This window comes from Citrobacter sp. GW821-FHT02E08, from assembly GCF_059421685.1.
This window is the reverse complement of record NZ_JBWKVL010000007.1, coordinates 37,534-51,023: the sequence shown is the minus strand read 5'-3', so window position 1 is coordinate 51,023 and position 13,490 is coordinate 37,534. Positions and strand designations below refer to the sequence as shown.

The following is a 13,490-nucleotide window of genomic DNA, read 5'->3' as shown; positions in this document are numbered from 1 at the left end:
TTTCTGACGGTGAAACGAAAACGGCGTCATGAACGCGTTAACTTACGTCAAATGATAATAAGTTGTTAATACGTGGTTTCATTTCAATGTTTTATTAACAATAAATTTAATCGAGTGAATACCAACGCATTAGAATTTAACTAAATAATAACAGCGGATTATCTGTGTATTTACAAAAATGGGCATAGATCACATTTACAAAATCTATGGTTCATTCCCTCTTCCCTTCGTTGTTAACCTCGCGCCGTGACATGCCCTACCCCCCTACTAAAGGTACAACGATGAAATTCAAACTCGCATTACTCAGTGCAACCCTGGTTTCTGCATGCATGTTGTCCGGCACGTCCTTTGCGGCGGAAAAATATGAGATTGCTGTGGTTGCCAAAGTCACCGGTATTCCCTGGTTTAACCGGATGGAAACCGGCGTCAATGAAGCAGCAAAAAAACTGGATGTGAACGCCTACCAGACCGGCCCTTCTACGCCGGATCCGGCGCAGCAGGTGAAAGTGATTGAAGATTTGATCGCCAAAAACGTCAATGCGATCATCGTGGTACCGAATGATGCCAAAGTCCTTGAGCCGGTACTGAAAAAAGCGCGCGAGAAAGGCATCGTCGTCCTGACGCACGAATCCCCGGACGAGCACATTGGTCAGTGGGATATCGAAACCATCGACAGTGAAAAATACGCGCAGGCCAACGTCGATGAGCTGGCGAAAAATATGGGTGGTAAAGGGGGTTATGCCATCTATGTCGGATCGCTGACGGTGCCGTTGCATAACGCGTGGGCTGACTATGCGATTAAGTATCAAAAAGAAAAATACCCAGAGATGTTCGAAGTTACCTCACGCCTGCCGGTCGCAGAGAGTATCGATAAGTCCTACTCCACGACACTTGACCTGATGAAAACCTATCCACAGATGAAGGGCATTATTGGTTTCGGTTCGCTGGGGCCAATCGGTGCAGGACAGGCTGTGCAGAAAAAACGCGCCAAAGATAAGATTGCCGTCGTCGGTATTGCCATGCCAGCACAGGCTGCACCTTACCTGATGCGCGGCGATATCAAAAAAGCGCTGCTGTGGGATCCGAAAGACGCGGGCTACGCGCTGGTCACGGTTGCTGACCAACTGTTACAGGGCAAAGACGTCAACGCCGATCTGAGCATTGATGGTTTAGGGAAAGCCGATATCGACATGGAGAAGAAAGTGATCCGCTTTAACAAGATCCTCGAAGTCACCAAAGACAACGCACAATCGCTCGGTTTCTAAGGCCTTAGCCAACACCAGGGAACCTCACGCCGACCGCCTGGTCGGCGCTATCCACAACACTAACACTCAGCGTCCACCAGGACGCTCGCAGGGGTATTGTCCATGACAGACACCACCGCATTTATCACCCTTGAGAATATCAGCAAACAATTCCCGGGCGTGCTGGCGCTGGATAACGTGAATCTGACGCTGAAAAAAGGCGAAGTTCACTGTCTGGCGGGTCAAAACGGCTGCGGCAAGAGCACCATCATTAAAGTAATCTCTGGCGTCTATCACCCTGAAAAAGGGGCGCAGATTTTACTCGATGGCAAATTGTTCCATCATCTGACGCCACAGCTTTCTTCACATTACGGCATTCAGGTTATTTACCAGGATTTGTCATTGTTTCCCAATTTTAGCGTCGCGGAAAATATTGCGGTAAACCGCTACCTGCCCGGTGGCGATATCTGGGTGCGTCGCGGTGCCATGAAGCAGCAGGCGCTGGCAGCAATGAAGCGCATCGGCGTGACAATCGATCCCGATAAAAAAGTCGAAAAACTCTCTATCGCAGACCGTCAACTGGTGGCTATTTGCCGCGCGATTGCTGCCGACGCACGTCTGGTTATCATGGATGAACCTACTGCCTCGTTAACCCGACAGGAAGTCAACGGCCTGCTGCGGGTGGTTAATGAACTAAAAGCCGCCGGAATCTGCGTGGTGTTTGTCAGCCACCGTCTTGATGAAGTCATGGAAGTAGCAGACCGCATTAGCGTCATGCGCGACGGTAAACTGGTAGGCACTTTCCCTGCCAGCGAGCTGGACAGCAACGAGCTGGCCTTCCTGATGACCGGACAGCGCTTCCACTACAGCCCGCTGCCAGAGAAACCGTCCATTGAGCAGGAGCCTCTGCTGGAACTGCGCAACCTGAGTCGTCAAGGAAAATACCAGAATATTAATCTGTCGCTGCACAGCGGCGAGATTGTCTCGATTGTCGGCCTGCTTGGCGCCGGGCGTACCGAGCTTTGCCTCAGCCTGTTTGGCATGACGCCCCCGGAAAGCGGTGAAATACGTATTAACGGTCAGCCCGTCCAGCTTCGTAATAATCACGATGCCATTAAACACGGGATCGGTTATGTCTCGGAAGATCGCCTGACGCAAGGGCTGATCATGGAACAGTCGATCTACGACAATACCATCGTGACAATATTCGACAAACTGCATACCCGAAGCGGTCTGCTCGATCACAGCAAAGCGCAACAACGTGTTGCCGACCTTATCCGCGAACTGAATATTAAAGTGTCCGATCCGCACCTGCCGGTTAAAACACTTTCCGGCGGTAATGCTCAGCGCATTGCGATTGCCAAATGGGTAGCAACCCATCCGCGCATCCTGATCCTTGACTCCCCCACCGTTGGCGTCGATATCGCCAACAAAGAAGGCATTTACCAGATTGCCCGCGATCTGGCCGAACAGGGGATGGCCGTGCTGATGATTTGCGATGAAATTCCGGAAGCGTATTACAACAGCCATCGCGTGCTGGTGATGCGTCGCGGCAAACTGGTGGCGGAATTTAATCCTCATCACTGTCGTGAAGAGGAGATTGCTGAAGTGGTCGAGGTAATCAATGAATAGTCTGCGTTTCTCCCGTTTAATTGGGCAACATGAATTCTGGCTGGGGCTGCTGGTGGTTGCCCTCGCCGTCGGCCTGAGCGTCAGCACCGATGAGTTTCTGTCACTGGGGAACCTGACGGATGTTGCCACCAGCTACGCCATACTCGGCATCCTCGCCTGCGGGCTGTTTGTGGTGCTGATTTCTGGCGGTATCGACATCTCATTTCCAGCCATGACCGCCATAGCCCAGTATGCGATGGCCAGTTGGGTTATCGGCCACGGCGGCAACTTCGCGCTGGCGCTGGTTATCGCCATTGCCGTCGGGCTGCTGCTCGGGCTTATCAATGGTTTTCTGGTCTACTGGCTACGCGTTCCGGCGATCATCATTACCATCGCCACGCTGAACGTCTACTACGGTCTGCTGGTTTACACCACCAAAGGCACCTGGCTGTACGGCTTCCCGGACTGGTTTATGAACGGCATCAACTGGTTTTCGTTCACCGCGGCGGACGGCTACGACTACGGTCTTACCCTGCCCCTGTTGTGCCTGGCAGCGGTGATTATTTTTACCGCCGTGCTGATGAACTATACCCGCCTCGGGCGCCAGGTTTACGCCATGGGCGGCAACCGCGACGCTGCATCACGACTGGGACTGAATCTGCTGAAGCTGCATTTCTATGTGTATGGCTACATGGGCATTCTGGCGGGCGTTGCCGCCGTGGTGCAGGCGCAGATAACCCAATCCGTCGCGCCCAACTCTCTGCTCGGCTTTGAGCTAACGGTGCTGGCGGCAGTGGTACTCGGTGGTACTAGCATGAGCGGTGGGCGCGGGACGCTCACCGGTACGCTGCTGGGCGTTATTCTGCTGGCCTTCTTACAAAACGGCCTGACGCTGCTGAGCGTCTCCTCTTACTGGCACACCGTTTTCAGCGGCGCCATTATTCTGGTCAGCATTAGCGCCACGGCCTGGAACGAAAAACGCAAACTGGCAAGGGAGCTTTGAGATGAAAACGTTCGCCAGATTTTTACCCGGTGATGCCATCATTCGTCTGCAATGCGTGATTATTATCGTCGTGGCGCTGGTCTTCTCGGCCCTGCTCGGCAGCCGCTTTTTCAGCGTAGCCAACTTCCAGTCCATCGGCTCGCAGTTACCGATCCTCGGTATGCTGGCTCTGGGAATGGGTATGACTATGCTGACCGGCGGCATTAACCTGTCGATTATCGCCGGGGCTAACGCCTGCTCGCTAGTGATGGCAGCGGTGATCGTCACTCATCCGGATAACCCACTTTTTCTGGCTCTCGCCCTGCTGGCGGGTGCCGCCGTGGCGGTTGCCATTGGCACGCTGAACGGCGCGCTGATCGCCTGGGTCGGCGTCTCGCCTATTCTCGCCACGCTCGGCACGATGACGCTGATCTCCGGGCTTAATATTCTGCTCTCCAACGGAACGGTCATCTCCGGGTTCCCGGCCGCGATTCAATACCTCGGTAACGCCACGATTGCCGGTATCCCTGTGGCGCTGTTGCTCTTTTTGCTGGTGGCCATCTTGCTGTGGGTTCTGCTGGAGCACACCACGCTGGGACGCAGCCTTTACCTCGTCGGCTCCAATGAACAGGCTACCCGCTATAGCGGTGTGAATACGGTTCGGGTGCAGATTTCCGTGTACGTCATTTCTGCCCTGCTCGGCTGGGTTGCCGCCATTCTGATGATGGCAAAATTCAACTCGGCAAAAGCCGGATACGGTGAATCATACCTGCTGGTTACCATCCTTGCTTCCGTACTTGGCGGCATCAACCCGGATGGCGGCTTCGGGCGCATTATCGGCCTGGTGCTGGCGCTCATTGTGCTGCAAATGCTGGAAAGCGGCCTTAACTTGCTGGGGGTCAGTAGCTATCTGACGATGGCGCTCTGGGGCGCGGTGCTGATCCTCTTTATTGCATTACAGAATCGTAAAGCCTGATTTCAGGAGAAAAAATTATGGCAAGTTACTTTATCGGTGTGGATGTAGGTACCGGGAGCGCCCGTGCTGGCGTGTTTGATCTCAACGGCAGGATGGTCGGTCAGGCCAGTCGGGCTATTGAGATTTACCGCCCGCAAGCTGATTTTGTTGAGCAGTCCTCTGATAATATCTGGCAGGCCGTGTGTAACGCGGTTCGCGATGCGATTAACCAGTCAGATATCAACCCGATTCAGGTTAAAGGTCTGGGCTTCGATGCCACCTGTTCGCTGGTGGTGCTGGATAAAGACGGTAAGCCACTGACTGTCAGCCCCTCCGGGCGCAGCGAGCAGAACATTATTGTGTGGATGGATCACCGCGCCATCACTCAGGCGGAGCGAATTAACGCGCTGCATCATCGGGTGCTGGACTACGTCGGCGGGATTATTTCGCCAGAAATGCAAACGCCAAAACTGCTGTGGCTGAAACAGCATATGCCCAACACCTGGGCGAATGCGGGCTACTATTTTGACCTGCCTGATTTCCTGACCTGGCGCGCCACCGGGGATGACACGCGCTCACTGTGCTCAACGGTGTGTAAATGGACCTATATGGGCCATGAGGACAAATGGGATGCCAGCTATTTCCGCCAGATTGGGCTGGAAGACTTGCTCGAGCACGATGCGGAAAAAATTGGCCGCTACGTAAAAACCATGGGTGAGCCGCTCGGTCATGGACTCTCCACGCGTGCCGCCAGCGAAATGGGGCTGATTCCAGGAACCGCGGTCAGCGTATCGATTATTGACGCACACGCCGGTACGCTCGGCACGCTTGGCGCCTGCGGCGTTACTGGCGAGATAGCAGATTTCGACCGCCGTGTTGCGCTGATTGGCGGTACCTCCACCGGTCATATGGCAATTTCCAAAGAACCGCGTTTTATCGGCGGCGTCTGGGGTCCTTACTACTCTGCCGTCCTGCCGGAATACTGGCTCAACGAAGGCGGGCAGTCAGCGACGGGGGCGTTAATCGACCATGTTATTCAGTCGCACCCTTGCTACGATACCCTGCTGGCACAGGCAAAATCGCAGGGACAGACCATTTACGAAGTGCTGAATGCGCTATTGCGCAAAATGGCCGGCGAGCCGGAAGATATCGCATTTCTGACCCGCGACATGCATATTCTCCCCTATTTCCACGGCAACCGCTCACCGCGTGCAAACCCGACACTCACGGGTGCCATCACCGGGCTTAAGCTGTCCCGCACGCCGGAAGATATGGCGCTACAGTATCTGGCGACCATCCAGTCCATTGCCCTGGGAACTCGTCATATCATCGAAACGATGAATCAAAGCGGTTACACCATTGATACGATTATGGCCAGCGGCGGCGGCACGAAAAACCCGATTTTCGTTCAGGAACATGCCAACGCTACCGGCTGCGCCATGCTGCTACCGGAAGAGAGTGAAGCCATGCTGCTGGGCGGCGCTATGATGGGGACTATCGCGGCGGGCGTATTCGATACCTTCCCTGAGGCGATGTCTGCCATGAGCCGAATTGGTAAAACGGTCACCCCGCAAACCAACCGAATTAAGCAGTACTACGATCGCAAATATCGGGTTTTCCACGAGATGTATCAGGACCATATGAAATATCGCCAGCTGATGCAGGAGGAGGCATGAGTGATTCATGGCCTCAGGCCACCGGCGTGTGGCATCTCTACAGCGATGCCCTCGCCGGTCTGCAGCAGCATCTGAATGAACAGATCTGGCAGTCTTTAATGGCCGAACTGCGTAGCTGCACAGGGAAAATCGTGGTGACCGGCGTGGGCACCTCCGGTATTGCGGCGCGTAAAGTGGCGCATATGCTCGCCTGCGTTGAACGTCCGGCGATTTACCTCAATGCCACTGATGCAGCGCATGGCGACCTGGGTTTTTTACGCACCGATGATCTGGTGATCATGCTTTCACGCGGGGGGAATTCGGATGAACTGACCCGTCTGTTGCCAGGGCTTACCAAAAAAAATGTGCCTATAATTAGCGTGACTGAAAACCCGAACTCAGCCATCGCCAGCGCTTCCAGACTGGTTATTTCCACGGGAGTACAGCGTGAGGCCGATCCACTGAATATGCTGGCAACCACTTCAATTATTCTGGTACTGGCGATATTTGATGCCGCCTGCGCTTGTCTGATGAGCGAGAGTGGATACTCAAAGGAAACCCTGCTGGCCGTGCATCCCGGCGGTGATGTGGGATTAACGCTGAGCCAGGAACAGAAGATATAGAAAGGGCATTTCTACTCACCTTTCCAACCCCGCCAGCAATTGGCGGTTTTTATTACCTTAAGCAAAAGATAAAACAGCGAAAAAGTGTGTTAATGCGCTGCGTTTCACTACCTGCATCTCTTCCTCACGTTAAAAATTCTGTGATGCTCTTCAGCATTCCTGGTGTAAAGCGACCTTAACCCCACTTTCACAGGCAAACTTTAGCTATTCTTATCTAACATACTAACGGGAGGCCAGACGGATGATGCCAACACTCACTACACCATCTGTATTTTCCGGTCCCCAGCGCCGCTGCCAGGTGCTACTGACGCTTTTCCAGCCGGGGCAAAATGCCACTACGGAAACCCTCAGCGCGCTAAATGGCGTTGATGATGAGATTGTTCGTGAGGATATCACCGAAACCCGCCTGGAGATCCAGCGCTATCATCAGCTCACCATCACCACTGGCCAAAACGGTCGCTACCGGATTGAAGGTTCAGCGCTCAATCAACGTCTGTGCCTGGTACAGTGGTTACGACGCGGCCTACGGCTGTGTCCGACGTTTGTTACGCAACAGTTTACGCATGCGCTGAAAACCGAGCTTAAACAGCGAGGTATTGCGCGTACGTTATATGACGACACGAATCTTCACGCACTGATTAATCTCTGCTCGCGGCGGTTGCAAAAACCGTTTGAGTGCCGTGATATCCAGTTTTTGCGGCTGTTTTTGCAGTATTGCCTGCTGCAACACCATGCAGGTATCTCCCCGGAATTTAACCCGATACAGCAACGGTGGGCGCAATCCTGCGCAGAGTATCAACTTGCTCTGGAGATTGGCCGTCACTGGCAACGCCGCGTAATGCAAAATGCGCCACTGAATGAGTCGCTGTTTATCGCCCTGCTGTTTTCCATGATTCGCATCCCTGATCCCATCCGCGACAATCATCAGCAGGATCGACAGCTACGCCTGGCCGTCGCCAGACTGGTGTTGCGCTTTAGAGAGATGGGCAACACTCGCTTCAACGACGAGCAAGGGTTGCACGATCAGCTCTACATCCATCTCGCACAGGCGTTGCACCGCAGCATGTTCGCTATCGGTATCGATAATACGTTACCTGAAGAGTTCGCAAAGCTTTATCCGCGACTGGTGCGTACCACCCGCGATGCGCTCAGTGGGCTTGAGGCGGAATACAATGTGCAGTTTTCTGAAGAAGAGGCCGGACTGGTCGCGGTGATTTTCGGCGCATGGCTGATGCAGGAAAACGATCTGCACGAAAAGCAAATTGTTCTCCTGACGGGCAATGACAAAAACCGCGAGGAAGACATCGAGCAGCAACTGCGTGAACTCACGCTTCTGCCGCTCAATATTAAACGCATGCCCATGCTGGCGTTTCAAAAAGAAGGTTCGCTGCGTGGGGTGACGCTGATTGTCACCCCCTACACCACACCGCTTCCGCTCTTTTCACCCCCGCTGATTCATGCCGAGCAGGCGTTAACGACGCATCAGCAACAGCAGATCCGCCGTATCCTCGAATCATAGCGCTGGCGAGCGCGCTGCCACTTTTGGCCGGATGGCTATCGCGGGCAGCGCAACCAGCGCCATCACCCAGAACACGCCGCTCCCCAGATGCTGATAGAGGTACCCGGCAAAGACGGTCATGATGGCAATACTCCCGCCCATTGCCACAGCGGAATAAATGGCCTGCAGGCGGATCACTTCGCTACCCTGACGCGCGGCAATGTAACGCATCGCCGCCAGGTGGCAAACGGTAAAAGTACCACAGTGCAGGATCTGCACCACAATCAGCCACGGCAACGCGGTGCTCCAGCCCATCAAACTCCAGCGTACAACCCCACAAACGGTGGAAAGTAGCAACAAATCACGGGCGCTAAAACGACGGAACAGCTTATTACTGAGCGCAAAGATGATGACTTCCGCGACCACGCCCAGCGACCATAAATAGCCGACAGCCGACGCGGAGTACCCCGCCCCCTGCCAGTAAATCGCGCTAAAGCCGTAATATGCGGCGTGCGCCCCCTGCAACAGGCTCACACAGGCCAGAAAGCGCCAGCTTTGTGTTATCAACGCACGCCAGGCTGGCCAGCCTGCGCTCTCCTGGTGACGACTTTCCCCTTGCGGTAACACGCTCGGGCGCAACAGCATTCCCAACAGCATAGAGGCCACGCCAAGACTCAGCAGTGCGAGAATGACCTGATAGTCGAATAGGCTCACCAGCTTACCGGTCAGCGCGGAACCAATCACAAACGCAATCGACCCCCACAGTCTGACCCGGCCATAGTCCATCGTTATCTGTTTTTGCCAGGTGTTTGCCAGCGCATCCGTCAACGGCACCAGAGGTGAGAAGAAGAGGTTAAAACCAACCATCACCACCATCAGCCATGCAACGTGTGTTCCTGCCCAAAACGCCAGGGCAAAGACCAGCGTCAGCAAGCCCAAAACACGCAACGCGGAAATCAGACGGGAAGGATCGCTCACACGAGGGGCAATCAGCAAGCTACCGAGGAAACGCGCCACCAGTCCTGCGCCCAGCAGAAGACCAATGGTTTCAGGCGTTAATCCCAGACCTTTGAGCCAGACGCTCCAGAAAGGTAAAAAAATACCGTAGCTAAAGAAATAGGTGAAATAAGCGAGCGCCAGCCAGCGCGTGGAGTGCAAAACCATGATTCCCTCCCGTTAGGAGGCGATAGTCTGGCGATAAACGCTGGCTGGCGCAAGTGAGTATTAACAGTGATATAACATGCGCTTTTACGCTAATCGACGATGATTTGCATAGTGAAATGACAGCTATCCCCCCGAGCCAAGACCCGCAATCCCGGTTGCCCCGGCATATTATGGGCGTTGACCGGATGCGACTGCGGCTCAAGACAAAGGAACCCGCCACCCGACATTCTGAAAAGCATCAGCCACGGAGTTTGCGCTAAAAGCGTGACGCTCATCACATCACGTTGTATAACCGCCTTCCCGCTCCAGCCGGAATATCCCACATTTAGCCAGGTATCCTCGCCGTATTGTGCATGGGCGAAATTCGCAGCCCCGGGGATTTTCGCCTGCCACGCCAACGGTAGATGCTGTGCATCTTCCGGCCAATACCCGCTGGCGGAAAACTGCACGGTGCTTTGCGCATCAAACACAAAAAACGGATGAAAACCGCAGCCGTAAAGCATCGGGCGCTGCGTCAGGAACAATAGATGTCAGAACTGGCACCGAGACATTAAAAGCAAAAAGGCCGCTTTCGCGGCCTTTGTTATTTCTGAGAGCAGAATTACGCGTAAACAGGGAAACGTGCGCAGATATCCAGCACTTTACCTTTAATACGTTCGATAACTGCTTCGTCGTTGATGTTGTCCAGCACGTCACACATCCAACCCGCCAGCTCTTTCGCTTCCGCTTCTTTAAAGCCGCGACGTGTTACAGCCGGAGAACCGATACGGATACCTGAAGTCACAAACGGGCTCTTCGGATCGTTTGGTACGCTGTTTTTGTTGACGGTGATGTTGGCGCGACCCAGGGCTGCGTCAGCTTCTTTACCGGTCAGATTTTTGTCGACCAGATCCAGCAGGAACAGGTGGTTCTCAGTACCGCCAGATACCACTTTGTAGCCACGGTTCAGGAACACTTCTACCATCGCTTTGGCGTTTTTCGCTACCTGCTGCTGGTAGGTTTTGAACTCAGGCTCCATCGCCTCTTTCAGCGCCACGGCTTTCGCCGCGATAACGTGCATCAGCGGGCCGCCCTGAGCGCTTGGGAAGACTGCGGAGTTCAGTTTTTTGTACAGCTCTTCGCTGCCGTCTTTCGCCAGGATCAGGCCACCGCGCGGGCCAGCCAGCGTTTTGTGGGTGGTGGTGGTGACAACGTGAGCGTGTGGAACCGGGTTCGGGTAAACGCCAGCGGCAATCAGACCCGCGACGTGTGCCATGTCGACGAACAGGTACGCGCCAACGCTGTCGGCGATTTCACGCATTTTTGCCCAGTCAACGATACCGGAGTAGGCAGAGAAGCCGCCGATAATCATTTTTGGTTTGTGGGCCTGAGCCTGCTTCGCCATGTCGGCGTAGTCAATTTTACCGGACTCATCGATGCCGTAAGGCACGATGTTATACAGTTTACCGGAGAAGTTAACCGGAGAACCGTGAGTCAGGTGACCGCCCTGCGCCAGGTTCATCCCCAGCACGGTATCGCCCGGCTGCAGCAGCGCGGTGTAGACCGCGAAGTTCGCCTGAGAGCCAGAGTGCGGCTGGACGTTAGCGTAATCAGCGCCAAACAGTTCTTTCGCGCGATCGATCGCCAGTTGCTCGACGACATCCACATATTCGCAACCGCCGTAGTAGCGTTTGCCCGGATATCCTTCAGCATACTTGTTGGTCAGCTGAGAACCCTGCGCTTGCATGACGCGCGGACTGGTGTAGTTTTCGGAGGCGATCAGTTCGATATGCTCTTCCTGACGTACTTTTTCCTGCTCCATAGCCTGCCACAGTTCGGCATCATAATCGGCAATGTTCATTTCACGCTTTAACATCCGCATCTCCTGACTCAGCTAACGATAAAATTTGGCCTTAAAAGGCAGTCCCGTTGGACAACGACCAACAGTATAACTGAATCATCCGTTGATAACAGGTCTTGACAAAGGATTTTACGCAAACGATTACCTTCAAGCAGCACAAGGCTTTGCCGAATTAAGGTCTTACGGATTTTAGCGGAATTCTTTTCAGGTTTGTGATGCATACTTTTCATTTTGTAACGTTACAAACGCAAAATCACAAAGAACCATTTACAATGCAGGGGTATTTTTATAAGATGCATTTGATATACATCATTAAAGATTTAATTAAAAGGAAGCCCGCATGCTTGACGCTCAAACTATCGCCACTGTAAAAGCCACCATTCCCCTGCTGGTTGAAACGGGTCCTAAACTGACCGCCCATTTCTACGATCGCATGTTTACGCATAATCCTGAACTCAAAGAAATTTTTAACATGAGTAATCAACGCAATGGCGATCAACGTGAAGCGTTGTTTAATGCGATTGCCGCGTATGCCAGCAATATCGAAAACCTGCCGGCCCTGCTGCCTGCGGTCGAGAAAATTGCGCAGAAGCACACCAGTTTTCAGATCAAACCCGAGCAATACAACATCGTGGGCGCCCATCTGCTGGCGACGCTGGATGAGATGTTCAGCCCGGGTCAGGAAGTGCTGGATGCGTGGGGAAAAGCCTACGGTGTACTGGCTAATGTCTTTATCAATCGTGAAGCGCAAATTTACAGCGAGAACGCAGGCAAAACCGGCGGCTGGGAAGGGACGCGTCCGTTCCGTATCGTGAATAAAACGCCGCGTAGTGCGCTGATTACCAGTTTTGAGTTCGAGCCTGTCGATGGCGGCGCCGTCGCAGAGTACCATCCTGGACAATATCTGGGAGTCTGGCTGAAGCCGGAAGGTTTCCCGCATCAGGAGATTCGTCAGTATTCACTGACCCGCAAGCCGGACGGCAAAGGCTATCGTATTGCCGTTAAGCGCGAAGATGGCGGTCAGGTTTCAACGTGGCTGCACAACCATGCAAACGTGGGCGACGTGGTGCATTTAGCGGCCCCGGCGGGGGATTTCTTTATGGCCGTTGCCAACGATACCCCTGTTTCTCTGATTTCCGCAGGCGTCGGACAAACGCCAATGCTGGCGATGCTGGACACGCTGGCGAAAACGCATCACACCGCGCAGGTGAACTGGTTCCACGCGGCGGAAAATGGCGACGTACATGCCTTTGCCGATGAAGTAAACGAACTGGGCAAAACGCTGCCGCGCTTTACCGCACATACCTGGTATCGTGAGCCGAGCGCAGACGATCGCGCCAAAGGCGGGTTTGACAGCGTGGGTCTGATGGATTTAAACAAACTGGAAGGCGCAATCAGCGATCCGGCAATGCAGTTTTATCTCTGCGGTCCGGTCGGCTTTATGCAATTTGCCGCGAAGCAGCTGGTGAATCTCGGTGTGAAAAACGAAAACATTCATTACGAATGTTTTGGCCCGCATAAGGTGCTGTAACAATAAGATGCCCTCTCGTCAGAGAGGGCATTGAAATTAAATCGCCGCGTCGTCTTCTTCGCCAGTGCGAATACGGATCACGCGAGCCACGTCAAAGACGAAGATCTTACCGTCGCCGATTTTACCCGTCTGTGCAGTACGAATAATGGTGTCGACGCAGGTGTCCACGATGTCGTCGGTCACCACAATTTCAATTTTCACCTTCGGCAGAAAATCCACCATATATTCCGCGCCACGGTACAGCTCGGTATGGCCTTTCTGGCGGCCAAAACCTTTCACTTCCGTAACCGTCATACCGGTGATACCCACCTCTGCCAACGCCTCACGGACGTCGTCCAGCTTGAAGGGTTTAATAATCGCATCAATCTTTTTCATGCTATTCCTTGA

Annotated in this window: 11 protein-coding genes and 1 pseudogene; 8 read left to right on the top strand and 4 right to left on the bottom strand. The window is 53.8% G+C overall.

Translation table 11 applies throughout. The features are described from left to right. Positions 1–281: 281 nt before the first annotated feature. The 7 genes from AC07UY_RS11305 (at position 282) to csiE (ending at position 8,589) form a co-directional block, all read left to right on the top strand. A complete protein-coding gene (locus AC07UY_RS11305) occupies positions 282–1,265 on the top strand; it encodes an autoinducer 2 ABC transporter substrate-binding protein (RefSeq protein ID WP_203360403.1) in 984 nt (327 codons plus the stop codon). Positions 1,266–1,367: 102 nt separating this feature from the next. Beyond that, on the top strand, positions 1,368–2,876 hold the full coding sequence (locus AC07UY_RS11300) for a sugar ABC transporter ATP-binding protein (RefSeq protein ID WP_494661028.1): 1,509 nt from the start codon (positions 1,368–1,370) through the stop codon (positions 2,874–2,876). Then, the gene (locus tag AC07UY_RS11295) at positions 2,869–3,858 is read left to right on the top strand and encodes an ABC transporter permease (RefSeq protein WP_276294324.1); all 990 of its coding nucleotides are present in this window, start codon (positions 2,869–2,871) and stop codon (positions 3,856–3,858) included. The genes AC07UY_RS11300 and AC07UY_RS11295 overlap by 8 nt, the downstream gene beginning before the upstream one ends. 1 nt (position 3,859) lies before the next feature. Then, positions 3,860–4,813, top strand: a complete 954-nt coding sequence (locus AC07UY_RS11290) for an ABC transporter permease (RefSeq protein ID WP_494701224.1) — start codon at positions 3,860–3,862, stop codon at positions 4,811–4,813. Positions 4,814–4,830: 17 nt separating this feature from the next. Beyond that, complete coding sequence (locus AC07UY_RS11285) at positions 4,831–6,468, top strand: FGGY-family carbohydrate kinase (RefSeq protein WP_494701225.1); 1,638 nt, start codon at positions 4,831–4,833, stop codon at positions 6,466–6,468. After that, positions 6,465–7,070 carry an SIS domain-containing protein gene (locus tag AC07UY_RS11280; protein ID WP_494701226.1) on the top strand — a complete coding sequence of 202 codons (606 nt, stop codon included), beginning with the start codon at positions 6,465–6,467 and terminating at the stop codon, positions 7,068–7,070. The genes AC07UY_RS11285 and AC07UY_RS11280 overlap by 4 nt, the downstream gene beginning before the upstream one ends. 241 nt (positions 7,071–7,311) lie before the next feature. Continuing rightward, positions 7,312–8,589, top strand: coding sequence for a stationary phase inducible protein CsiE (gene csiE, locus AC07UY_RS11275; protein WP_494661030.1), 1,278 nt, complete (start codon positions 7,312–7,314; stop codon positions 8,587–8,589). On the opposite strand, the gene AC07UY_RS11270 is transcribed toward csiE, so the two are convergent. The 3 genes and pseudogenes from AC07UY_RS11270 to glyA form a co-directional block, all read right to left on the bottom strand. Beyond that, positions 8,584–9,732: a 3-phenylpropionate MFS transporter gene (locus AC07UY_RS11270; RefSeq protein ID WP_203360396.1), complete on the bottom strand. Its 1,149-nt coding sequence runs from the start codon at positions 9,730–9,732 to the stop codon at positions 8,584–8,586. The genes csiE and AC07UY_RS11270 overlap by 6 nt on opposite strands. 89 nt (positions 9,733–9,821) lie before the next feature. Next, positions 9,822–10,238 (bottom strand): annotated as a pseudogene (locus AC07UY_RS11265) (aldose epimerase family protein); the annotation flags it as partial. A 95-nt stretch (positions 10,239–10,333) separates the two neighbouring features. Further along, entirely contained in the window at positions 10,334–11,587 is a 1,254-nt protein-coding gene (gene glyA / locus AC07UY_RS11260) for a serine hydroxymethyltransferase (protein ID WP_494701227.1), read from the bottom strand. Between the two features lie 325 nt (positions 11,588–11,912). Here glyA and hmpA point away from each other — a divergent pair, with 325 nt between their 5' ends. Then, positions 11,913–13,103: an NO-inducible flavohemoprotein gene (gene hmpA, locus AC07UY_RS11255; RefSeq protein WP_494701228.1), complete on the top strand. Its 1,191-nt coding sequence runs from the start codon at positions 11,913–11,915 to the stop codon at positions 13,101–13,103. Positions 13,104–13,139: 36 nt separating this feature from the next. On the opposite strand, the gene glnB is transcribed toward hmpA, so the two are convergent. Continuing rightward, positions 13,140–13,478 (bottom strand): nitrogen regulatory protein P-II, encoded by a 339-nt coding sequence (gene glnB, locus AC07UY_RS11250; protein WP_002914032.1) that lies wholly within the window; start codon positions 13,476–13,478, stop codon positions 13,140–13,142. Positions 13,479–13,490: the final 12 nt, after the last annotated feature.

Coding starts and splice junctions, on each gene's coding strand:
- AC07UY_RS11305 (WP_203360403.1), top strand. CDS start 282: ATGAAATTCAAACTCGCATTACTCAGTGCAACCCTGGTTTCTGCATGC.
- AC07UY_RS11300 (WP_494661028.1), top strand. CDS start 1,368: ATGACAGACACCACCGCATTTATCACCCTTGAGAATATCAGCAAACAA.
- AC07UY_RS11295 (WP_276294324.1), top strand. CDS start 2,869: ATGAATAGTCTGCGTTTCTCCCGTTTAATTGGGCAACATGAATTCTGG.
- AC07UY_RS11290 (WP_494701224.1), top strand. CDS start 3,860: ATGAAAACGTTCGCCAGATTTTTACCCGGTGATGCCATCATTCGTCTG.
- AC07UY_RS11285 (WP_494701225.1), top strand. CDS start 4,831: ATGGCAAGTTACTTTATCGGTGTGGATGTAGGTACCGGGAGCGCCCGT.
- AC07UY_RS11280 (WP_494701226.1), top strand. CDS start 6,465: ATGAGTGATTCATGGCCTCAGGCCACCGGCGTGTGGCATCTCTACAGC.
- csiE (WP_494661030.1), top strand. CDS start 7,312: ATGATGCCAACACTCACTACACCATCTGTATTTTCCGGTCCCCAGCGC.
- AC07UY_RS11270 (WP_203360396.1), bottom strand. CDS start 9,732: ATGGTTTTGCACTCCACGCGCTGGCTGGCGCTCGCTTATTTCACCTAT.
- glyA (WP_494701227.1), bottom strand. CDS start 11,587: ATGTTAAAGCGTGAAATGAACATTGCCGATTATGATGCCGAACTGTGG.
- hmpA (WP_494701228.1), top strand. CDS start 11,913: ATGCTTGACGCTCAAACTATCGCCACTGTAAAAGCCACCATTCCCCTG.
- glnB (WP_002914032.1), bottom strand. CDS start 13,478: ATGAAAAAGATTGATGCGATTATTAAACCCTTCAAGCTGGACGACGTC.